A 23,872-nucleotide genomic window follows, 5' to 3' on the forward strand; every position below is an offset into this window, starting at 1 on the left:
CAGCGTTTAACTGTTGGATTGCCTTTTTATTTATACTAACTCAATTTTTTGAACGATAGCATGATAGCACAAATCACAACAGAGGTTGCGGCCTCAGAATCTATTTCGGTATTAGACCTAGCACTAAAGGGAGGTTGGGTAATGTTACCACTGGCATTAATGTGGATAGCAGCCATCTATTTGTTTATTGAGCGCTTACTCACTATAAACAAGGCTAACATGGATCCTGAACCCTTTATGAATCGTGTCAAGGAGTTGGTTCAGCGCAACGATATTCAAGGTGCCAAATTATTGTGTGCCCAGAGTGGAACACCGGTAGCGCGAATGATTGAGAAGGGCGTTTCGCGTATTGGCAGTCCTCTCAAAAACATTGAAGCATCAATTGAGAACGTAGGTAAACTAGAGATCTTCAAGCTTGAAAAAAATCTATCTACGCTAGCCACTATTTCAGGAGCCGCACCTATGATTGGTTTCCTCGGAACAGTAATCGGTATGGTTCAGGCTTTTATTTCAATTTCGCAAGAGGAGGGATCTGTAAGCCCTAAATTGTTGTCAAATGGTATTTACGAGGCCATGATTACTACTGTTGGTGGTCTTATTGTAGGTATTATGGCATACCTGGCCTACAACTACCTGGTTACACGTGTAGCCAAGGTTATTCACAAAATGGAATATACATCCATTGACTTTATAGATCTTTTACAAGAACCTAGATAAATAGAAAATGAATTTAGGATCCAAGAAAAAGGTAGACGCAAGTTTTAACATGGCCTCCATGACAGATCTTATCTTTCTGTTGCTGGTCTTTTTCATGCTTACATCTTCCTTTATTACGCCATCGGGTTTACCCGTGAACTTACCAAGCAGTGCGGCCAGCACCATTGAGGTACAGAAGGTTTCTGTTACGGTAACCAAGGACCTTGAATACTTCGTAAACGAGAAGAAGATATCCAAAGCGATGTTGGAAGGAGAATTGAAAAGTCAGTTAGGAGGAGCCAATGGCTCTGTGGTGTTGCATATAGATAAAGACGTGCCGTGGGAACATGGCGTATACGTAGCCGGTATTGCTACATCACTAGAAGCAAAAGTTGTCGTAGCGACTAAACCAAAATAGTATGGTTTCTCAGGAAGAAAAGAAAAACAAACGTATTGCGGCCATTACAACGATTATAATTAATGGACTTGTGTTGGTTTTATTACTGTTTGTTGCAGCCTGGAGAGCGCCCAATCCCCCTTTACCTGAGTATGGTATTGAACTAAACTTTGGTATGGATACCCAGGGTGGAGGCGACATTCAACCTGAAGAACCCGTGGGTTCTCAAGAAACCGAAAGTCAGGAAGATGCTGCTGCCCCAACGCCTGAGCAAAATGAAGCACCTGCAGAAACTGTTCCTACTCCAGCTGAAGTTGTTAGTAAAACAGAAAGCCCTGTTACGGTAAAAGAAACAAAAGAGACACCCAAAGAGGTGGTAAAAGAAGTTAAGAAGGAAGAAAAGAAAACAGAGCCTGTTAAGACCGAGGAAAAGCCGAAAGAAGAACCTAAGGCCACTTACAAACCTAAAGAAGATGCCACCAATGCGACAGATAAGACTGGTAAACCGACAAGCCAAGGAGATGATGCCGGAAAAACCGGTGACAAAGGAGACCCTAAAGGTTCTATTGATGCTAATGCGCTTTATGGTAAGCAGGGTGGAGGCGATGGTGGTTCAAGTTTGGATTTAGCAGGTTGGAAATGGGATGCAGTGCCTAAGCCCGCCATTCCGGATAATGCGCAAGGAGGAAAAATTGTTTTCCAGATAAAAGTGAATGAAGACGGTGAAATAACTAAGATTGATGTAATTGAAAATGCCGTTGGCCCAGAGGCCGCCAGAATATGCAGAGCAGAAATTGAAAAACTGACATTCTCTAAAACTGGTTCGAATGTTCCTACTGAGTCAACAGGTAGAATAACTTTTGTAATTCGCTCTAAGTAATTTCACTAAATACATTATTAATTTCTTCATCTAGAACCAGAATACTTTCTGATTATGGATACTCAGTGGATTAAGAACTATCGAATCTTACAAGAAACTGATCAGTCCCATTTCAATAAAACAATGTCAAATGCATTAAAAAAAACAAACCCTGTGATCTTTCCGAGGCTTCGGATTAAACACAGGGTTTGTTATTATCAGTTCATTAAGGACCTCTTATTGATTAAGGTTGCAGCCAGGCCTTTCTTAAGGCTAACTGCTCATCAGTTGGCGATGGCATAAAGCGCAGTAAATGTTTGCGTGTACGCTCAGCCAATATACAAGGCGAAGACAATTCGACCACCTCATTCTTACGAACAACGGTATAGCTAATGGTTTTTCCTTCTCCTAACTTTTGTTGTTGTGCTTGAATAAAAGTGCCTACTTCAGGGCCTAAGTCAGGTACTTCTTCTCCGTTTATTTTAAGAATGATATCACCATTTTTAAAGCCCAGGGCTTTACCTTGTCCGTTTACAGCATCTTCATTGCCAATGGCTAATTTTGGTTTGCCTTCATATTGATTTATTGCAATAGCCGCTTGCTCTAATCCTAGTGAATATTCAGCTGTTACGCTTTCTTTTTCATATTCAACACCAACCATATTGAAGGTTTCTTTTAACGGTAACGATTCAGGTCCACCTACGTAAGTGTTTAGAAATTCACCAATCTCTGGATAAGTCATTGCGGTAATCTCAGCAAATAAGGATTCATCTTTAAAAGATTTACTCACCCCATATTTTTTACCCAAATCAGCCACCAGGTTTTGCATACCATATTTTCCGTCAGACAACTTGCGCAATTGTATATCAAGGCACAGCGATATTAAAGTGCCTTTTTGGTAAACGTTGTAATATTGGTCGGCATACTTATCAAGCGCACCTAAACTCAATTCTGTAAAAGGAAGGTTGTCTTTAAAGCCTTCTGCCGTAAACATTTTCTCTTGTAGGATCTGTAAATATTCTTCTGGTGAAATTAAGTTATACTTTACTTGAACATTACCGGCAAAGTATTCAGTCAGGCCTTCGTATAACCACAAATGGCGCGACATCTTAGGGTCGTTAAATCCGAAACTACCGATTTCTTCAGAGTGAATGGTGAGCGGTGTTACAATATGAAAAAATTCGTGTGCTGCAAAATCGCGAAGCTGTTGCTGCATTTGACCAATTGTAGCTTCGGGCATATAGTAAATTGAAGAATAAGAATGCTCCAATGCACCATAAGAAGTAACAGGTCTGTCTGTGAAGTAAAACACAAAAGCATATTTATCAACAGGTAATGTGCCACCTAAGTATTCCTTTTGTGACATAAGTACTTCACGCACATTTGCAGCAATTTCCTTTGCAGTAATTTTTTTGGTGGGCGAGTAGGAACCAATTAACACTTCTGTATTACCAACGTAAATAATAGCGGTGTCGGGCTCACTGTACATAATAGGAGAATCAACCAAACGATCATAATTTTCTGTTTGGAAAACATCCACACGTTTAGCTGCACTATTATCCTTTTCTTCTTTAGATACCTTTGTTAAAGGTTCGCCTGTCTTTGATGCGATGAGGCCAGTTGAACCGTAAAAATTCTCAGCACGGATTACATTAAGTGTAAAACCTTGATCCTTGTAGCCATCGAAATAACCAAAAACACCACTGCTATTGATCAGAAAGTTTTTACCTTCTTCAATGTTTGTGCCTGCAGGCCAAAATACATCAGGGCCTTTCAGTTTGGTATCGAAAGTATCTTCTATCCAATAAGTAATTTTAGCAGCTTTGTTAGCGTCTTTAATTTTCCAGGAATTATCATCCTGCTTACTCACACTAAGTTTCTTTCCCTTTTTATCGAACACCTCTAACTTAGATACAAAACGGCCATAATCGGCTATGGCATAAGTACCGGGGATCATTTCAGGAAAGTAGAAAATGACTTCCGATTCCTTAATGGCAGGGGGAGTCAACTCTACATACACCTTGTCATCTTCAACCTTGGTAAGATCTAATGTGTAGTTGTAATTATTTTTAGATTGCCCCCAAACAAGCGCAGGCAAGAAGAGTAAAATGACTAAAAAACGCATAGTTGTACTTTTTATATTTTGGTAAATGAACAAACTGAACTGTTAAGTCGCAAATTCGGTTGATAATTACAGATGAAAAAAACAATGATTATTGGTGCTACCACAAATAAAGGTAGGTACGCCTACTTAGCTGCTGAAATGTTGAACGACTACAATCACGAAATTGTTCCGGTTGGTATAAAGAAGGGTGAGGTGTTGGGACGAGAGATTCTTGACATAAAGCAAAAGCCTATTGTTGAAGGGATAGATACCATTACACTTTACATAGGGCCTGATCACCAACCTGAATGGTATGATTATTTGATTGGCTTAAAGCCTAAACGAATCATTTTTAATCCTGGAACTGAGAATCAGGAATTTGAGAAAAAAGCAAGTGAAAAAGGTATAGAAACACTACAAGCTTGCACGCTGGTAATGTTACGCAGCAACCAGTACTAAGTTTTTATTTTACTATGAGCTAGATTTACGTATTACACCAACATGGATAATTTTCCAGTTACCTTCTCCGTCCTTTTCCAGAATTCTGATTTCTGATTGTTCATCTCTTTCAATTCCATCGCCCAGAATTTTTTGACGAAAGTGAACAAAGGCGGCATTGCCATAAACCTTTACATGATCCCAACGATTTTCGATTTCTACTTTAGCTGGCTTAGACATTTTAAAGTAATCATTGAAGCCTTTTTCTATATTTTGCCAGCCTTCATAATAGTTAACATCAGTGCTGTCGGCAAAACTCCAATAGGCGTGAGGTACCTGAAGCCAACAAGATTTCCAACCATCTTTATCTGTTTCAAAAAAGGATTTTGTTTCCTTAACGATGACGGCCTTAATAGCCTCAACATCATTTTGTGACGAACTTGGCTTTTTCTTTTGTGCAACTGCAACTTGTATAGCCAGACTTAAAACAACGAAGGTGAGAACTGCTTTCATAACTTCGGATTTTAGTGTTGTTATGAAGATAGCGAAAAATTCTCATTCGAGGATGTATTTGGTACCTAATTTACGGAGGCATCCTTTAGGGCAGTATGAACCATAACACCCTTATTTTTTAATGAATTGCTCAAATTTTCAATAGCCTCTGTGTTTTCCCATGGATTTTGTCCAATAGAGAGTAGCTGTAAATTTTCAAAAGTACTTAGTTGTTCAGGCAGATTTCTTAACTGATTTTTCGATAAATCAAGGTTTTCTAAGTTACGAAGACTGAGAATAGTGGACGGAAATTCGACAAATGAATTATCATTTAACCTAAGTACACTAAGATTAGTTAATGACTGCACATTGCTGGGTAAATAACTTAGTTTATTATGATGTAAATACAGTTCTCTTAAGTGAGAAAGATTCCCTACACTTTCTGGTAGAGTGCTTAGCTCGTTAAATGATAAATAGAGCACCTCCAGCTTTGTTAAATCACCTAATTTTTCATCTAGTTTATTAATTTTATTGTAGTACAAATCGACAATGTTCAGGTTTTTTAATTGATAAAATTCTGTTGGTAATGTCGAGATTTTGTTCTGATAAAATGTGATTTGTTCAAGGTTTTGTAGCTTGCCTATAGAGGAGGGAAGTACTTCTATGTTATTATAATTACAAAGTAACTTTTTAAGTGAAGTAAGATCACCTATGTTTTGTGGTAATGCAGTAATTTTATTTTTCTGTAAGTTTAATTCTTCCAATTGTATTGGGAGGGAGAGATCTGCATTACCAAGCGTAAGATTGTTTTCAATTAAGACTAGTTTTTTCAACTTCTTGTTTTTCGAAAGCGTTGGTACCTTGGACAACTGACATTTTGATAGATCAAGTGTTTCAAGATTTTTAAAGGTCTTATAATTGTTAGGCAGGGTGTTTTCCTTATCGGTGCGGATATTAAGTTCCTTAACTGAATTATTTTTGGCTAATACTAATTTGCCTTTAGCGGGTACGTTATTCAGAATATTTACTTCCTTTAGTTTTGAGAACTTTTTAAGGTAATGGGGAAGTCTTTTAATTTTGGTATTTACCAGTTCTAACTCTTCAATGTTCCTACATGATGAAAGATGTTTTGGAAATTTCTTTCCGCTATAGTCGTGTAAAGATACCTTATTGGCTTTTGCAGCATTACTGACATTTATATCTTTATATGAAGTAAAGCCTTTGCTCATCTCGTAGCTGTAACGGAAAGCAATAATTTTACCCATTGCATCGCCAAATGCTTTTCCAAGACTATCCATGCGCTCAGCTTCTTCAGCAGTGGGTTTACTGCTTTTGTTTTGGCGGTACTGCATCATTTTTTCCTGAATGAGGAAGTAGTTGGCCGAGTCTTCTTTAGAAGCAAAAACTGGTTGCACTTTCTGAGCATGGAGCATTGAAAAAGTCAGCGAGAAGAGGAGAGAAATACCTAAAATCTTCATATCAACTAAAAGTTTAGGTGAAGATATTGAAAAAAATCAGAATATGATGAAAATGCCATTTTTTAGTCTTTATTCTTGCATAAAATGCCGTGTAAATAGCTTAATTTTGAAGGTTTAGACATCTACCATGAGCGAAGAAAAGGATAAGAAATCCAGCAATTATTCAGCAAACAATATTCAGGTTTTAGAGGGGTTAGAGGCAGTGCGTAAGCGCCCGGCCATGTACATAGGCGATGTTGGTATTAAGGGACTCCATCACCTGATATGGGAGGTTGTAGATAACTCTATTGATGAGGCTCTTGCAGGACATTGTGATACCATTAGGGTAACCATTAACGAAGACAATTCCGTCACAGTTGAAGATAACGGAAGGGGTATCCCGACCGACATGCACGAAAAGGAGAAGCGTTCTGCATTAGAGGTTGTACTTACAGTATTACATGCTGGTGGTAAGTTTGATAAGGACACTTATAAGGTTTCCGGAGGTTTGCATGGAGTAGGGGTTTCCTGTGTAAATGCACTTTCAGACATGCTACATGTTACTGTTTACCGTGAAGGACAAATATTTGAACAGGAATATCATCATGGTGCACCTAAATACTCTGTAAGGGTTATCGGTGAAACGGATAGAAGTGGTACTACCGTTCAATTCTTACCCGACAAATCGATTTTTTTAATTACCGAATACAATTACGAGACTGTGGCCACACGCTTGCGCGAGTTGTCATTTTTAAATCCAGGCATCAGTATACACCTTACCGATTTGCGCGATAAAGATGAAAATGGTTTAGCTAAAACTAACCATTTCTTGTCAGTAGGCGGTTTGCGTGAGTTTGTTGAGTACATAGACTCAACAAGAGAAAAACTTATTCCAGAGCCGATTTACATTGAGAATAACAAAAGCGAAATTCCGATTCAGGTTGCACTTAATTACAATACATCCTTTAGTGAAAACCTTGTGTCTTATGTTAACAACATTAACACACATGAAGGTGGTACGCACGTTGCGGGTTTCAGAAGGGCATTAACACGTACTTTAAAAGCTTATGCAGATAAATCAGGGCTGTTAGAAAAAGTAAAAATTGATATTACAGGCGATGACTTCCGCGAAGGATTAACTGCTGTAATTTCTGTTAAAGTACAAGAACCCCAGTTTGAAGGGCAAACTAAAACCAAGCTGGGTAACTCTGACGCTATGGGCGCGGTGGATCAGGCTGTAGGTGAAGTCCTTAATACCTATTTAGAAGAGCATCCTAAGGAGGCTAAGCTAATTGTTAGTAAAGTAATATTAGCAGCTCAGGCACGCCATGCTGCACGTAAAGCACGCGAAATGGTGCAACGTAAAAATGTATTGTCGGGCACCGGTTTGCCTGGTAAACTGGCCGACTGTTCTGATTCAGACCCAAGTGTTTGCGAATTGTACCTGGTGGAGGGTGACTCGGCAGGTGGTTCTGCCAAACAAGGTAGAGATCGTAATTTTCAGGCTATTTTACCTTTAAGAGGTAAAATTCTTAATGTCGAAAAAGCACAAGAACATAGAATTTACGACAACGAAGAAATCAAGAACATGATTACTGCGCTTGGCGTAAGCTTCGGTACAGCGGATGATGACAAAGCCTTGAACATGGTTAAGTTACGTTATCATAAAATTGTAATCATGACCGATGCCGATGTGGATGGTAGCCACATTCGTACATTAATCCTAACTTTTTTCTTTAGGTACATGCGTGATCTAATAGAGAGCGGTTATGTATATATCGCACAACCGCCTTTGTATTTAATTAAGAAGGGAAGAGAAGAACGCTACTGCTGGACAGAAGAGGAACGTGCAGCACACATACTGGAGTTAGCAGGTGGTAAAGAAGACTCAGTCAATATTCAACGCTATAAAGGTTTGGGTGAAATGAATCCTGAACAGTTGTGGTCTACAACAATGGATCCGACCAGAAGAACATTGAAGCAGGTAAGTATTGAATCTGCAGCAGAGGCTGACCATTTATTTTCTATGCTAATGGGTGACGAGGTTGCGCCACGCAGAGATTTTATTGAGAAGAATGCCAAATACGCCCGCATAGATATTTAACAGCTATCAAGAAAATCTGCAAGCTTTAACCATCAGTGCGTATGAGCGAATTTTGGACACAACACAATAAACTTACTCAGCAAATCGAGCAGAGTAACTATATTAGTCGTGATCTTAGTTGGTTGCAGTTTAATTACCGTGTGCTTGATCAGGCTAAGGATGTAAACAGAAGTATTTTCGATCGACTAAAATTTTTGTCGATAACAGCTTCCAATCTCGATGAATTTTGCACTATTCGTCTGGGCAGCTTATACAACTATATTGATTTTGGTAAAGAGCGTGTGGATTATAGTGGCTTGCGTGAGGAGACATACCGCAAGTATTTGCTTACAGAACTAAAACGCTACACGAAAGAACAGGGTGAATATTATGTTAACGTATTAAAACCATTATTTGAGAGTAATGGATTTAGTATTTGCACATATAAAAATCTTTCTATAGAAAATGCCAGGCAGGTGGATGAATACTTTCGTAGTATAATCTTCCCTATGCTTACACCAATGGTATTTGATAATTATCACACCTTTCCGGTGCTCATGAACAATCGTTTATTGTTTGGTGTGGTAACCAAAGCGCCAACAGAAATTCAAAATCCTTTAAGAATTTCTTTTATACAGGTTCCCAATAACCTGCCACGCTTTTATGAAATTACCACTGAGCGTGGTATACAGTTTGTTCCGGTTGAAGAAATTATAAGGTATAATGTTCATCACCTTTTTAGAAATATTGAAGTTCAAAGTGTAAATCTATTTCGCATTAACCGTAATGGTGATTTCACTTTAGACGAAACAGATGAAATTGAGTCTAATTTTCTGGATGAATTAAGAACCAAGTTACGCCAGCGTAGAACGGGTAGGGTCGTGCGTATGGAAATTCAGGAAAATCCAGACCCTTGGATGCTTCGTTTGTTGAAAATTCAGTGGGATATTGATGATTATAATATTTCACAAACACCACCAGAGAGTCTTATAGATTTTTCAGGGCTTATGCGAATTATCGGACATAAGGAATTTAAAGGCAAACGATTCCAAATTCCGGCTCCCGTTAAGCCACTTAATTTTCCAGAGCAGGGTACGGCCGATTTGTTCGATGTGTTAAAAGAAAGAGATATTCTTTTGCATCATCCTTATAATTCTATGGATCCGGTTATCGAATTAGTTGAGAAGGCGGCAGACGATCCACATACCTTATCCATTAAAATAACAATTTACCGCGTAGCCAAGGAGTCTCGCATTACTAATGCACTTTTAAAAGCAGCAGAAAATGGCAAACACGTTTCTGTGTTGTTTGAAGTAAAGGCAAGATTTGATGAGGAGAATAATTTGCGAGAAGCACAACGATTGCAAAAGGCAGGTTGCTTCGTTATTTATGGCGTTAATAGTCTGAAGACACACACAAAACTATTATTGATTGTGCGTAAAGACGAAGATGATAAAGTGTATCGTTACGTTCATTTATCTTCAGGTAATTACAACGAAACAACCTCAAGGCTATACGCTGATGTTGGGTTGCTAACAACTAAGGACGTTTACGCTAATGATGTATCTGAGTTCTTTAATGTAATTACGGGCCATTCACAACCTTCTGCTTATAGAAATTTGATAACTGCACCACGCGACATGCGTATTCAGTTGTGCAATCTGGTGCGTAAGGAGGCGGAGAATGCTAAAAATGGTTTGAAGTCAGGTATTGTTATTAAGTTCAACTCTTTACAGGATAAAGAGTTGATCGATGAGCTTTACGCGGCCTCTCAGGCTGGTGTTCCAATCAAGTTGATTGTGCGAGGAATGTGTTGTCTTCGTCCGGGACGTAAAGGGCTAAGTGAAAATATTCAAGTGATTTCGATAGTAGGCGAGTATCTGGAGCACTCCAGAATCTACTATTTCCACAATGAGGGAAATCCTAAAGTTTACATTGGTAGTGCCGATGCGATGGTTCGTAGTTTTGATAGACGCATTGAATCACTTTTCATGTTAGATGACGAGTTTTTACGCAAGCAGGCCATGAATAACCTGGCCTATAACCTTCGCGATAATGTGAATTCATACGTAATGAAAGAAGACGGAACCTATGTTGTAAAAGCACAAAATGGAGAGGCTCCTTTTAATATCCACAAGGAGTTCTTCCATGTAACGCGGGAAATAGTGATGAGTGCTAAACTCTTCTAACGATAATCGTAGAACTTAGGGCATTGTAAATTTTTGTGGACTACATTAATTCTTGCCCTGTAGTTGATCATGAACTCATGCGTGCCATTCGAAAAAATGGCTAAATCAGATTGTGTCCAGTCGTATGAATAAGCAAAGTGAAATTTCTCACTTAACTTTAGATCTATAAAGGTAATAATTGAATCACCACTTCTTAGAGATACACCAGTGCTCAACGCATCATAAAAAATAAAGGCATTGTTGATATCTAAACTAACTGCCATACCTTCTTGCGTTCTCAATAAAATAGATGGGTTAATTTTTACATTTTTACTGGCTCCAAGTGGAAATATAGCACCGCTTCGTAAAAAGTAATACCTTCTTTCTTTGATCTCATTTAATAGCCCTTCAAAAGTGGTGGCAACAGCGTTATTTAAAATAAATGGAACACTAAGTCCTACAAAGAAGTTTTTCCGATTGTAATAAACCCCGGCACCAAAATTTGGCTTCACCTCTCTAAGAAAAGCATTGAAGGAGGCATCATCAGGATTCTGAAGATCTAACTGACTGAAATCGGCACCCAACATATTAAATCCTGTTTGCAAGCCCATGGCAAAGGTGGATTTGGGAAACCTGATATTATAGGAGTACATCAGGTATACGTTATCATTCTTATAGCTACCTATCTCATCATGATTAACCAGCAAACCAACGCCTATGCGACCATTCCAAAATGATGAGTGACCACTGAATGAAACTGTTTTGGGTGCACCAGGAAAATTAACCCATTGGTTTCTATAGCTGGTGCTGGCACTGAACTGTACGTGGTTACCAGCATACGCAGGATTGATGACCAGTTCATTGAAATAATATTGGGTAAAAACAGGATACTGCTGAGCATAAGAAGATATGCTCAACAGTATGCCTATAAAAAATAATTTAAGTCCTTTTAACATGTCGTAAACTTAGTTAACGATTTCGAGATAACCGGCTACTGGTTTTGAACCATCGCCCTTATCAATAACGTAAAAATAAGTACCATCCGGTAAATTATTGCCCATCGGGCTTATTCCTTTATTGGATCTTCCATCAAAGTACACATCAATGTTGTCGTAACCCGGAGCTTCATACACTAAAGTACCAGCGCGGTTAAAAATTTTCACCAGGTTAGTCGGGAAGCTTTCTATACACGCAATAGCAAAGAGATCATTTTTACCATCTCCATTTCTAGACACGCCATTGAATGGCCTGATCTCAGTGCCTACACTAACTTCTTTCTCGTTAGGACAGCCCAATGAAGATCTTACGCGTAATGTATAGACACCCTCAGGAACGTTCATTAATACAGGTTCAGTGCTTAGTAAAGTCCCACCCTGGAACCACTCGACAGTAGATACACTTAAATCATTGGTCATGTTGAAGGCAATGAAACCATTTTCCTGATCGCAAGTTGAATTGATTACACTGAAATCAAAATCAGGTAAATCAAGATCTTCAATAATCTCCCCAATTGCCGGAGGAGATACACAACCTGTAATCCTGCTCGTTGCAATTACCGAGTACAAGCCTCGAGGTAGTCCTGCATAGATCTCACCTGTAAAGTCAGCGGGAACACTTATGCTATTACCATCAGACCAATCGAAAATGTAGTCACGTGTATTTCCATTAATATCAGCAGTTAAAGAACCATTACTAATTGGTGTAGGTAATGTGGCAGTAATATCGCACTGTGTAACATTGCTAAGTACCGTTACAGTTGGCTGAGGAATAGCCACAATGTTTTGGCCTATAGTAATGTTAGCATTACCACGACAACCAGTTACAACATGTGTTGCTTCAACAGTATAGGTTATCGCCTCCAGGCCACCAACCTGTATGCCAGTGTAGAATGATGTACCACTTACAGTATTACCAACATACCAATTAAAGTTATATTCGGCTAGATTACCTTCAACGGTAACGTTAGCCACACCGTCAGCCTTACTTAGATCGCATACTGTTAAAGGAGCTGCTTGAACTGCAGCGATAACTGGATTTTCTCTTCCATCTTCAATAGTTACAGTTATAGGTCCAACGGTACAGAAAGCATCAGTATTATCAACTGCCTCTACAGTGTAAGTACCAATAGCAAGGTTATTTACCTCTTTTCCGGTAAAGTCAGGAGTAGCTTTTGCAAGATTCCCAATTGACCAGTTATAAGTATAATTATCGCTTCCTGCTGTAGTCACAGTAGAGAACACTGCACCGTTATCAGTAACACAGCTAGTCATAGGTGAGGCAGCAGAGGCATTCAAGCCCAAAGTCGCTACTTCTAAGGGAATTAAATACGTTTCTGATACTGAACACTGGTTGGAGTTATTCAGAATTTGAATTGTTCTTTCAATGCTGGTTTGACCAGCAGGAATAACAATACCAGATAATGTTGCTGTATTACCCACCACGGCATTAGCAATGCTATTACCCTCATGCCATGTAATGGTATAGCCGGTTGTGCTGTTACCACCAGGGTTAGTTACAAGCTCACCAAGTTCATTTGCAGGTTGTAAGCACCGTGTTGGTGAAGTAAAATCAGTAAGGCTTACATTGACGGAACCAATGGTTTGGTCTTCTAAAACAACCTCGAATAAATTGTTAGAACAATTGTTTACATTATTACTTATGGTTACGAAGTAAGTTCCTGCAATTTGATTAACAATAGCATTTGTAGTACCAATGGAAGTCATTGATTGATTAAACCATTCAAAGTCATAATTGGTAAGTGGCACCACTGCACCATTTTCTCTTATCTGGTTTACTTGTGCTCCAGCATTTGTAACATCACAGCGGGTTAGTGCATCAATAGTTAAATCGGCATCACTCAATGAAATAATAGGAGGATTATTGATAAGTGTAAAAGTTGCATTAGACTGGCACTGGCTAGCAATATTAGTTACTTGCACTGTATATTGTCCTCCATCAAGATTAAGAGCTATATTATCATTAACACCTCCTGTTGTTACAACAGCTGGTGAAGTAATGGCAGGACCATCAAACCAGGCGAAGTTGTATAAAGCAGGATTAGCACCATCCGCAATTGCTTCAAGTTGACCATTGGGTTGCACCACACCAATACAATTTGTGTTAGGTGTAATGGCGGGGGCAGTTATAACTGGTCCGTTATCCAAAGGCAGAATTTCTGTAACTACGGGTACTGATTTACATCCGCTTAGCAGTGCATTATTTTCAATGGCAACAAGGGTATAATCACCAGGTGTAAGGTTAGTGAAGGTATAGTTTGCTGAGCCATCCCCATTTAAAGTACCGGAGGCACCCGTTACTTGTTGTAGCTGTGTTCCGGTATCATCAAGACCACTGTATAAATTAATAACATAATCATTAACATTAAAGCTAACAGGAGGGGGGCCTGGAATACTAGCTGTAGTTGGAGTTAGATTTACAACTAAACTTCCATCGTTGGCAGGAGTACAAGTAGTTACATCATTAACAGTAACCAATGTCAAAATGTGGGCATCTGCAAAAGGCAAAGCAAACACTTCTTCAGCAAAACAGCCATTATCCAAGTTTGTGGCTCTTACCCTGTAATTGGCACTTTGCAAATTAGAAGCAGTAGAAAACTGTGTTGTGTTTTCGGTGAAGAAAGCAACGGTGCTTGCATTCTTAAACCATTCTACCCTGAAACCTCCAGTATTTCCGTTCGCGCTTATCTCCACACCTAAAATTCCATTACTAGAATTACAATCGGTTGGTAATTGCTGTACAGATGATTCTTGTTGGATATCGATTGTAGGTGTATTGTCGGCAATAGTCGCAGAGATTGGCGCGGTGGTACAGAATTTGGTTTTGTGTGTAGCCTGTACTGTATATGTTCCAATAGGCAAACCTGATAATGTATTCGTTGTTGTTGCAAAATCGGGTGTGCCATCAACTACATTTCCAATGTACCAAGCGAAATCATAATCCGCTGGGGTGTCCATGGTAACGCCAACGGTAATAGAACCATCAGGTGATGTACAACTGGTAAGATCACCTACTGCGGCAAGTAAAAGGCTTGGAATTGTAACATCAACAACAATAGTTACTTTCTCAGTATCAAAACATCCGGATACAGCATCTGTAGCCTTAACTGTGTAAGTTCCAGGCGCAAGGTTTGCAACAGAAGGTGTGCTGGCAATTAGGTTTGCAGTAGCGGTATTCTGACCTCTAAACCATTGAAAATTATAGCCAGCAGTTACACCACCAACATTAGCTGATGCAGCTCCAATAGGCTTACTACTATCGCAAGACTGCTGATCAGAAAGCTTAGTAATACTAACCGTTGGTGCAGTTGTTTGAATAATATTAACTGTTACCGGAACTGAACTACATTGACTTGTATTATTAGTTACCACTAATGTGTAATTACCTGCTGGGCGGTTAGTATAATTACTTCCAGTAAAATCAGCAGCAGGTTTTACTGCGCTACCATTATACCATTTAAAAGTAAACCCGTTTGTTACTCCACCTACAGTAGCAGAAGCACTACCCGAATTGGCACCAGAGCAAATAATATCTTGTTTTGCAATGATGGGAACGGGTGTGTTGGTTTCATCAGGAACAGTTAGCGATTCTACAGCCTGACAACCTGAGTTTTTATCAGTAACAAGCACTGTATAAATACCTGGCAAAAGGCCAGTAACTACTTCATTAACACCAATCTTATTGGCAACTATTGATGGATCATTGCCCACAAACCATTCAAAGTTAAAATTAGCAATAAGCTCACCTGTTACAGCGGCTTCTAACTCACCATTTGGAAGGAGACAGTTTGTATATGCATTATTTAATTGAATAGTGATTGGAATTGACCTGTCAATACGGATAACATCTACACTTGCAGTATCAGAAGAACAGTTGGCTGTTTTATGTACAGCAAAAACAGAAAAGGTTCCATTATCTAAGCCAGAGTAAATTGGTCCTGTAAAAGCAGGAGGAGCCGTAGCACTTGCGCCATTGCTCCAGAAGAAATTATAGTCAGTTGTATTCTCAACACCTCCTACAGGGACAAAAGCGCGCACCGATCCATTATCAGGAGATACACTACCCACGCATTTAATGTTATTATCAATTAGTAATGCATTAATAACTGCTGGAAGAGGGTCAACATCAGCGGATACTATGTTGTCATAATTACATTCTAAAATAGACGTGTTGGGGAAAGAAATAGGTGAGGGCACAGTAGTTCCACTATCGTTAATAGCAATGAATAATGTGAAGGCAGAACCATCACCTGTTACAGTTGCATTATTTACAGTAAACTGGTTTCCAGGTGTTAGGCTTCCAAGATTTGCTGTGATTGTATTTAGCCTGATGGCTCCGGGTAGTAGCGGATCTCCTTTGTAAAAAGTAACTGGTACATTTCCGTTTACAGGTACATCCCCTAAGTTCTCAATAGCAAACGAAACCGTAAAATCAGTTTCAGGACAGGTAGGTGCATTAATTACCAAGGAGTTGTCTACATAACTTAAGTCGGGAGATGCATATTTAGGACAGCCCAGCGAATTAAGGAATGGAGATTGATTCAAGAATGTATTCAGTGGTCTGGTTGGTTGTGGATTAGCGGGATCGCAGCCGGTGAGAGAGAATATAGTTTGTGTGCTTTGCTGTCTTCTGGGAATGGTTAAGTCATCGTTTACATTGACATTGAAGTATGCATTTTGATTCCATAATCTTCTTGCAGGCACCCACGGTTCAAGGTCAGTTTTGTAAACACGTACATGCGAGTTTTCTGAATATGAGATATCGCAGAAATTGTCTAATGATAATTGATCATTAAAACCACAAGTAACACATAATTCTGATTGACCGTCAGCATCTACGTCTGCCACAATAGGATAGTCTCTAGCTGTTCTTGATATACAAGGTTGTGAAGTATAGGTTGTACCATCAACTCCGTTAATAATGTATAGATTTCGTTCATCTCGGTAAACAACTTCAGAGCTTCCATCACCATTAAAGTCGAACATAGTACAACCTGTGTAACCAGAGGTTTCTTCTGAAACTGTTTTTTTCCAAAGTAGTTCCAGGTTTTCGTCTAAAGCGTATAAGAATTTACCAGATACATAGGCAGCGTTTAACTGTCCATCTCCATCAGCATCGGCAATATTAATCCGACCAGTGCCACGATGCCATCCATTTTTGTAATACTCACCAGTAGAAAAGCCTGTACCACCGCCACAATTTTGAATGGTGAAATTACCGGCAATAGGATCACTGAAGGTCTTAAGCGTGTTATTAGCTACATCCCAAAAAAAGACAGTTGTATTGCTGTTGTTGGAACCAGTGGAGCCAGAAGCAAGAATATCAAGGTTGCCATCAAGGTTGTAATCTGCCACGCTAGTGTGGCTACCATCGGGACTTGTTTTGAGGAAATATTCATCACGTTTTGAATGTTCAGTAATAGTGCCTGCACCAATATTTACAGTAAAAATTCTAAGGCCGGTTACCAGTTCCAGATTTTCGTCACCTACAATGTCTACAGCAATGGGGCTACCAGTTACGTCAGTAAGCCCTAAAGAGGAGTTAGCAATTAGTTCTCCAGTGTGTGCATTTAAAATAATGTCACGGAAATACATCTCCACCTGACCATCACCATTAAAGTCGGCCAAGGCAAAAAGCCCAGGATCTGCAGAAAGTCCTGGAGAGCGCCATATTTGAGTGCTTAAATCGCAAGAATAAGCCCAAATGTATCGGGTACCACTTTGTGTACCAGTCAGAAAAATCTCCGCGCAGTTGTCGTTATCCAAGTTCCCAATAACCACTTCTCTGTCAACTGAAAATGGGAGAGAGGTATTGGAATGTTTAATGGTACCGTTGCTACCGTTTAGGATATAGACACCTTTGCTGTTTCCTTCAATATTCGTTACGACTACTTCTGGAATGCCATCCCGATCTAGATCACCAATAGACATCCGGTTGAGGTGGTTAGTTACTTTATTTGGCGAGGCCCAGTCCAGCGTCATTTTAAATGCCGGGAACTGAGATGGCTTGGCTTCACAAAGTGCATCGTTGCCAATATACGATCCGCTACAGGCGTTGTCGTTAGCGCATTGATTATCAAAGCAATCGATGAAACCATCATTATCATCATCAACGCCATTATTGCAAATTTCCTGAGCATAAAGGCTTGTTGCCGCTGAACCTAGTAGAAGGGCAAACAGGAAAACAATACGTTTCATAGGTTTAAGAATTTAGTAAACAAATATCTGTATCTAACTTCACTTTATAATGTGTTATACTTCAGGGTAACCACACATTGTAGGTTTTAGCGACAGTTTACACAAGCAGACTTTGAGCGGTCAAAAATAGCGAAAGAATGTACGCTTTAACCTTTATTCCAGTTAATAATTGGAGTTGTGCGTGTTCATTAGACTTCATTTATTTTTAAATGCAGAAGTAAGGTATTACTCAAAAAATCATCATTAGGCAGGTAAACAAAAGTAGCAGTGATGTAATAAGTCAGGTCCACAAAAGAAGCACATACATTATCTGAAATTGTTTAAGTGATTGCATCATAAATAAGGTATACATATTATCACCTAAAGGTCTTCCAAACTTAAAGGTCTTCCAAAGTTTATTTCTTGCTTTCTGTTTCTACAACCAACACCCTGGCATCTTTAATTTTTGTAAAATTTTTCAAATTTCGAACCTCTTCATAGGCCTCTGAAGACTTTAGCGAGCTATAAACGTAGATATGGTATTTTTTATCTTTCGGGTAGTAGAAAATTTCTGCATTATACTTCTCACCAATTAACTTATTCTTGTAAATGTCTGCGGGTGCAAAGTCTGCAAATGATCTGACAACAACGTAGAAAGTTCGCTTGCTTTCTGGTGTTTCAGCATTGAGCAATTTTTCCGGATCATCCGCCTGATTTTGAAAGCGTGCGTGGTGCTGTGTGGTTTTGGTGGTTAGCAAAGTGGAACGCAAAACAGGCGCAGGTCTTTTGTACTTCTTAGTTTCGCCTAAACGAAGCGCGGCAAATACCTCGTGCGATCCTTGAGAAAAACCCGCCTCTGGTTGCGAACCAAGCTCATAGAAATATCCTAATGACAATTTTTTGATTTGAAACCCTGTGCTACCTGTTAAACCATAGTTTTGCCTGTAGCTTGCACCAAGCCAAAAGTTTTGTGTTAGGTTAAGTTTAGTAGCTACTTCAAACTGATTCTCCTGAAAGGCGGCATAACGGTAAAGCAAGTAAAACTCTAATGGTGCGTACATCTCTTTACCTTTTACCCTTGTTTTCATTCCCCTTACTTTCTTTGACATCAGCTTTCCCTCTAGTTTTTTGCGGTATCCAAAAGAGGCTATGACCTGATCGAAAGGTTGGGGAGTAACCACTGAGAAGCTAGGGTTTAAAAAGGCTGGTGCAAAGAGCTGTGGAAGTGCTACACCTAAACTTATACCGCTGGTGCTTTTGTAGAGCATGCCAAAACTACCAGAAGCCTGTAAATTATTGTCTTGATAATTTGCAAAAGCAGGATCTGAAGGGTCTGAAGCCTTACTAATGTCAAGGGTATTTGTAATTGCACCTGCCGACATGCCAAAGTAAAACTGACTGGTTTTATTTAAGGGTATGCCATAGGCATAGGCGAAGGAGACATCACTGGAGGTGAGCAAACCCCGTTGAAATGAACTTGCCTTTACACCCAGACCATAGCGTTTATTATCAATGAGTGAGTTAATTGAGAAAGCTGAAATAACAGGTGCCCCATCTATGCCCAGCCATTGCTGACGGTGATGAACAAACATTGTTGTTTCTTCGTTGGCAGCCGCTGCAGGATTATATAAGAATGGATTTGCATATACGGAATTATAAATAGGGTAATTCTGCCCCCCGCAAATAGAGACAATACTCAAGAGTAAACAACTCGTAAAAATGTTAACAAGTCTCATTAAACAATCTTAAATATCCATGACCCGGGGAAGTCATTACAAAAAATACCTTGCCAATTAACAAGGAGTTAAAAAAATTGGACTGCAATAATGTATTAAATACCGTAAAAGCACGAAGTTAATCGTTTTTTGGAAGATATAGAAGCCGAATTGTAACTACCTTTGTCTGTAAGAACGCCTTAACTTAAATAGAACTTGAAAGCCGCACGCTTAGTAGTCACAATTACATTAATGGCATTGGTTAGTTTTAATATAAACTGCCAGGTACTAATTGGACCAGTTGCCGGGCCACAAATTTCGTGGACTGAATTTAACGACAAAGATTTAAGATCTGATTTTAATACAAGCCCGGTTTTTCGTTACCACGCAGGGGCTAGTGTTTCCCTTCGCGTTCATAAAAGATTCTTTCTAACCACCTCTCTGCTTTATTCGAAGAAAGGTAAAGTGATTAAAAGTGATGTTGACAGCAAATTAGAGAATAAGGTTGTATACAACCATATTGATATGCCTATCCTTTACACTGCCCAATTTAAGGGAAATCTTAGCGGAAATAAAGGCTTTAAGTATTACTTAGGTGGAGGTCCAAATGTTAGTTATTGGCTTGGGGGTAAAGGAACTATCGCCTCAACAGATATTGCAGAGAGTGGTGTATCGAACATTCCATATACTGTTACTTTTAGAAAGCCTTTTGATGAGGTTAGTCAAAATGAAATGAATATTGCCGAACCTAATCGTATTCAAATTGGTATAAATATCGTTGCAGGTATTGTGCTTCAGCCTTTAGGTTTTAATGAAGTCAACATTATGTTCCGATATGAAAGAGGGCATAGTTTTTTAGGGAATAGCAATGGTATTTTTCCAGCAGCTACAGATTATACAGATGTACTGGCATCACGCAATAGTGGCATTAGACTTTCCGTAGCATACATGATTGATTTGAAAACCGATCAGCGTAAAAAAGGTAAGAGCACCATTAACAAAAAGAAACTGTAGACTTGGTTAGGGGGCAAGCCTGTTGATCTTCCACTCGTTATCAACCTTAACATATTCTAATCTATCATGCAAACGGCTTGGTCTGCCTTGCCAGAATTCGACTAGTATAGGTTCTACCCCATACCCTCCCCACTGCTGAGGTTTAGGTAATTTCTCAACCCCATCAAATTTTTTCTCCATTTCCGCGAACCGATCTTCCAGCAGCTGTCTGTCTTTAATAGGTGAGCTTTGTGGCGAAACCCAGGCACCCAATTGCGAGCTACGCGGACGGCTTTGAAAATACTCAGTAGACTTTTCTACTGAGATGCGATTTACAATACCTTCAATTCTGATTTGGCGCTCCAGATCAGGCCAGAAAAAGTTGAGGGCACAAATCGGATTAGCATCTAACTGTGTGCCTTTTCTGCTTTGGTAATTAGTATAGAATACAAACTTCTTATCTTCTACCCCCTTAAGTAGAACAATGCGTTGCGAAGGTCTGCCATCTTCGCCAACGGAAGCCAGGCACATAGCGTTGGCTTCTTTAACACCTGCATTTATGGCTTCAGTAAGCCACTTTTCAAATTGCAGAAATGGATCAGTATTAACAGACGATATGTCTAGACTGGCTTTTGCATATTCCGTTCTAAGTGCGTGGAGTTCATTCATGCGTATAAAGCGATAATTAGCTTTCTGGGGTGAAATTAAGGCTTAATTCCCTTAATTTATCCCACTATTGACGTGATAATGTAGCAATTTTGAATGATCGTCCCTTTTTTGCTGTCATGCCTAGTCACAATTTTATAATTTGCACAGACTGATGAATTTCGATTTTTTCAAGTACCGCAACCAGCTAAGACCTGAAAAGGGGAGACTTCTCATTTCAGAGCCTTTTTTGAACGATCCTAACTTTGAACGTACTGTTGTGTTATTATGCGAGCACAACCAAGATGGTTCTTTCGGTTTTGTGTTAAACAAACAATCCATTGTTAAAATAAACGATGTATTGGCTGACCTTTCGGTTGATAGTGAGGCTTTTATAGGCGGTCCGGTTCAACAGGATACGATACATTATCTGCATCGTATAGTGGAATTGCCCGAGGCAATTCCAATTGCTGACTCCATCTATTGGGGAGGCGATTTTGAGGCCCTGCAGAGTGGTTTGGATATTGGTACAATTCAGGAGGAAGATGTGCGTTTTTTTCTAGGATATAGTGGCTGGGGCGCAGGGCAATTAGAAGAAGAAATAAAAGAGGATAGCTGGATTGTTTGCGATTACATAAGCAGTGAATTACTTTTTGATATTACACCAGATCAAATGTGGCGAAAAGCATTAAGTAATATGGGGGGACGCTTCTCCATTTATTCTAATTATCCAATTGACCCTAATTTAAATTGAACCGCGAGCCATTTTTTATATTTTTACACGCTTTTTAACATACAATGGAATTGAACGAGAATGAAAACGGTACATCGGCACTTGAAAAGGCGACCGGTGTTTTGCACAGCGAGGCTGATTTAGAGGAAAAAGATGAAGCCCTTCACTCGATAGAGGAGGAGAAGCCTGACTATTCTACTTTTTCGAAGAAACAACTTGCGGAGCTAACCAAAGAACTTGCTAAGGAGAATAATGCTATAAAAGCAGAGCTCACCCTACGCGAGATAAAACCTTTGTATGATGAAATAGCAGAAAAAGAAAAGACTGAGGCTAAAAAACGCTTTTTAGCTGAAGGCGGACTGGCTGATGACTTCGAATATCGTGGCGATGAGTTTGATATGGCATTTGATGCCAACGCGAGACTGATACGTGATAAGAAACACCAATATATGCGCCAGCAGGAAGAGCAGCGCAACGAAAACCTACGTAAAAAAGAAGAGCTATTAGAGAAAATGCGTGAGTTACTGGATGGTGCAGGTGCATCCAATCAGTATGAAGCATTTCAGGAGTTGCAAAAGCAATGGAAAGCTGTAGGACAGGTAGCGCCTGGCCCTGCTAAAACACTGTGGGCAAATTACCATGCATTGGTAGACCGTTTTTATGATAACCAGAGCATTTATTTCGAGTTAAAAGAGCTCGATAGAAAGAAAAACCTAGAATTAAAAAATGAGTTAATAGTTAAGGCTGAAAAACTCCTTAGTAACGATTCGCTTCGTGATGCGATCAAAGAGTTAAATGAGCTTCACCATGAATTTAAGCATTTAGGCCCTGTGCCTAAAGAAGAAAAAGAGGCTGTGTGGCAGCGTTTTAAAGTAGCTTCTGATGCTATTTACGCTAAGCGCGATGAGTTTGTAAAACACCTGCAGGCAGAATTACATGTGAACCTGGAGAAGAAGTTGAAGATTGCTGAGGAAGTTCTAAGCTTTGCAACCTTCAATACTGATCGCATAAAAGAGTGGAACCAGAAGACACAGGAAATATTGGCTTTACAAAAACAGTGGGAGCTAATTGGTGGTATTCCTCGTGCAAAAGCTAAGGATGTAAATAAGAAATTCTGGAATGCATTTAAGGCTTTTTTCCATGCTAAAAATGTCTTCTTTAAAAAGCTTGATGAAGAGCGAGATGCTAACCTAAAGATTAAACAAGATCTTTTAGCCAAGGCAATTCAGTTAAAAGAAAGCAGTGATTGGGATAAAGCCGCTAACGAATTGAAAGGGCTTCAGCAACGTTGGAAAGATGTAGGGCCAGTTCCTGAAAAAGTTCGCGAGAAAATTTTTAAAGAGTTTAAAGAAGCTTGCGATTTCTTCTTCGAGCAGAAAAGAGGTCAGCAGCAAAAGGCAGACACTGAACAGACTGATAACCTTAAGCAAAAAGAAGCTATTTGCCAGGCATTAGAAGATGCTGCAACCAATGGCACTGCCACCCAAGCGCTGTTAGTGGACTTGCAGGCTAAGTTTGCAGCTGCAGGCTTTGTGCCACGTAATGCTATGAACAGCATACGCGACCGTCACAGTGAGGCTGTTGAGAAGTTTGTAGGTGCTATTCCCGGACTTAGTGAGCAGGAGAAGGCGCAGCTTTCGTTACAGACACAGTTGAGTGAACTGAAGAACGATCCATTTGCTGATAAAAAGCTCCAGCAGAAAGAGCAGAATATTCGCAAGAAAATCGGTAAAGTTGAGAATGATGTTGCCTTGTGGAAAAATAACCTGGAGTTCTTTGCCCGCTCTAAAAATGCTGATAGTCTGCGTGATGAGGTGAATCAGAAGATTAAGTCGGCAGAGGAGGAGCTTTCTGAGCTTAAAAAACAGTTAAAATTAATTCGATCAATGTAGAATAAGA

General features: G+C 39.5%; 16 protein-coding genes. 9 read left to right on the top strand and 7 right to left on the bottom strand.

The window, feature by feature from the left end; all coding sequences use genetic code 11:
- Nucleotides 1–60 precede the first annotated feature (60 nt).
- The 3 genes from SanaruYs_RS00045 to SanaruYs_RS00055 are packed head-to-tail and all read left to right on the top strand — an operon-like array spanning nucleotide 61 to nucleotide 1,973.
- Complete coding sequence (locus tag SanaruYs_RS00045; protein WP_127120468.1) at nucleotides 61–717, top strand: MotA/TolQ/ExbB proton channel family protein; 657 nt, start codon at nucleotides 61–63, stop codon at nucleotides 715–717.
- A gap of 7 nt (nucleotides 718–724) precedes the next feature.
- The gene (locus SanaruYs_RS00050; protein WP_127120469.1) at nucleotides 725–1,114 is read left to right on the top strand and encodes an ExbD/TolR family protein; all 390 of its coding nucleotides are present in this window, start codon (nucleotides 725–727) and stop codon (nucleotides 1,112–1,114) included.
- 1 nt (nucleotide 1,115) lies between these two features.
- Nucleotides 1,116–1,973 carry a hypothetical protein gene (locus SanaruYs_RS00055; RefSeq protein ID WP_127120470.1) on the top strand — a complete coding sequence of 286 codons (858 nt, stop codon included), beginning with the start codon at nucleotides 1,116–1,118 and terminating at the stop codon, nucleotides 1,971–1,973.
- Between the two features lie 223 nt (nucleotides 1,974–2,196).
- Here SanaruYs_RS00055 and SanaruYs_RS00060 read toward each other — a convergent pair whose 3' ends face one another.
- Nucleotides 2,197–4,077 (bottom strand): M61 family metallopeptidase, encoded by a 1,881-nt coding sequence (locus SanaruYs_RS00060; protein ID WP_160118549.1) that lies wholly within the window; start codon nucleotides 4,075–4,077, stop codon nucleotides 2,197–2,199.
- Nucleotides 4,078–4,149: 72 nt separating this feature from the next.
- Here SanaruYs_RS00060 and SanaruYs_RS00065 point away from each other — a divergent pair, with 72 nt between their 5' ends.
- Nucleotides 4,150–4,515 carry a CoA-binding protein gene (locus SanaruYs_RS00065; RefSeq protein WP_127120471.1) on the top strand — a complete coding sequence of 122 codons (366 nt, stop codon included), beginning with the start codon at nucleotides 4,150–4,152 and terminating at the stop codon, nucleotides 4,513–4,515.
- A gap of 12 nt (nucleotides 4,516–4,527) precedes the next feature.
- Here the strand turns inward: SanaruYs_RS00065 and SanaruYs_RS00070 are convergent, their stop codons facing one another.
- Together SanaruYs_RS00070 and SanaruYs_RS00075 are read right to left on the bottom strand one after the other, a co-directional pair.
- Nucleotides 4,528–5,007, bottom strand: coding sequence for a YybH family protein (locus tag SanaruYs_RS00070; RefSeq protein ID WP_127120472.1), 480 nt, complete (start codon nucleotides 5,005–5,007; stop codon nucleotides 4,528–4,530).
- 65 nt (nucleotides 5,008–5,072) lie between these two features.
- Nucleotides 5,073–6,464: a leucine-rich repeat domain-containing protein gene (locus SanaruYs_RS00075; protein WP_127120473.1), complete on the bottom strand. Its 1,392-nt coding sequence runs from the start codon at nucleotides 6,462–6,464 to the stop codon at nucleotides 5,073–5,075.
- A 127-nt stretch (nucleotides 6,465–6,591) separates the two neighbouring features.
- On the opposite strand from SanaruYs_RS00075, the gene gyrB reads away from it, so the two are divergent.
- Both gyrB and ppk1 read left to right on the top strand, forming a co-directional pair.
- Nucleotides 6,592–8,547: a DNA topoisomerase (ATP-hydrolyzing) subunit B gene (gene gyrB / locus SanaruYs_RS00080; protein WP_127120474.1), complete on the top strand. Its 1,956-nt coding sequence runs from the start codon at nucleotides 6,592–6,594 to the stop codon at nucleotides 8,545–8,547.
- A gap of 41 nt (nucleotides 8,548–8,588) precedes the next feature.
- Nucleotides 8,589–10,715, top strand: coding sequence for a polyphosphate kinase 1 (gene ppk1 / locus SanaruYs_RS00085; RefSeq protein ID WP_127120475.1), 2,127 nt, complete (start codon nucleotides 8,589–8,591; stop codon nucleotides 10,713–10,715).
- On the opposite strand, the gene SanaruYs_RS00090 is transcribed toward ppk1, so the two are convergent.
- The 3 genes from SanaruYs_RS00090 to SanaruYs_RS00100 form a co-directional block, all read right to left on the bottom strand.
- Nucleotides 10,712–11,650 carry a PorP/SprF family type IX secretion system membrane protein gene (locus SanaruYs_RS00090; protein ID WP_127120476.1) on the bottom strand — a complete coding sequence of 313 codons (939 nt, stop codon included), beginning with the start codon at nucleotides 11,648–11,650 and terminating at the stop codon, nucleotides 10,712–10,714. The genes ppk1 and SanaruYs_RS00090 overlap by 4 nt on opposite strands.
- A 9-nt stretch (nucleotides 11,651–11,659) precedes the next feature.
- Nucleotides 11,660–17,908: a T9SS type B sorting domain-containing protein gene (locus tag SanaruYs_RS00095; RefSeq protein WP_127120477.1), complete on the bottom strand. Its 6,249-nt coding sequence runs from the start codon at nucleotides 17,906–17,908 to the stop codon at nucleotides 11,660–11,662.
- Between the two features lie 395 nt (nucleotides 17,909–18,303).
- Nucleotides 18,304–19,623, bottom strand: a complete 1,320-nt coding sequence (locus SanaruYs_RS00100) for a PorP/SprF family type IX secretion system membrane protein (protein WP_127120478.1) — start codon at nucleotides 19,621–19,623, stop codon at nucleotides 18,304–18,306.
- A 195-nt stretch (nucleotides 19,624–19,818) separates the two neighbouring features.
- On the opposite strand from SanaruYs_RS00100, the gene SanaruYs_RS00105 reads away from it, so the two are divergent.
- The gene (locus SanaruYs_RS00105) at nucleotides 19,819–20,616 is read left to right on the top strand and encodes an outer membrane beta-barrel protein (protein WP_127120479.1); all 798 of its coding nucleotides are present in this window, start codon (nucleotides 19,819–19,821) and stop codon (nucleotides 20,614–20,616) included.
- Nucleotides 20,617–20,622: 6 nt separating this feature from the next.
- Here the strand turns inward: SanaruYs_RS00105 and pdxH are convergent, their stop codons facing one another.
- Nucleotides 20,623–21,264 carry a pyridoxamine 5'-phosphate oxidase gene (gene pdxH / locus SanaruYs_RS00110; RefSeq protein ID WP_127120480.1) on the bottom strand — a complete coding sequence of 214 codons (642 nt, stop codon included), beginning with the start codon at nucleotides 21,262–21,264 and terminating at the stop codon, nucleotides 20,623–20,625.
- Between the two features lie 151 nt (nucleotides 21,265–21,415).
- Here pdxH and SanaruYs_RS00115 point away from each other — a divergent pair, with 151 nt between their 5' ends.
- Together SanaruYs_RS00115 and SanaruYs_RS00120 are read left to right on the top strand one after the other, a co-directional pair.
- Nucleotides 21,416–21,994 (top strand): YqgE/AlgH family protein, encoded by a 579-nt coding sequence (locus tag SanaruYs_RS00115; RefSeq protein WP_127120481.1) that lies wholly within the window; start codon nucleotides 21,416–21,418, stop codon nucleotides 21,992–21,994.
- A gap of 44 nt (nucleotides 21,995–22,038) precedes the next feature.
- Nucleotides 22,039–23,865 (top strand): DUF349 domain-containing protein, encoded by a 1,827-nt coding sequence (locus tag SanaruYs_RS00120; RefSeq protein WP_127120482.1) that lies wholly within the window; start codon nucleotides 22,039–22,041, stop codon nucleotides 23,863–23,865.
- The last annotated feature ends 7 nt before the right edge of the window (nucleotides 23,866–23,872 follow it).

The sequence above is a fragment of the Chryseotalea sanaruensis genome (assembly GCF_003990915.1).
Classification (GTDB): Bacteria; Bacteroidota; Bacteroidia; order Cytophagales; family Cyclobacteriaceae; genus Chryseotalea; species Chryseotalea sanaruensis.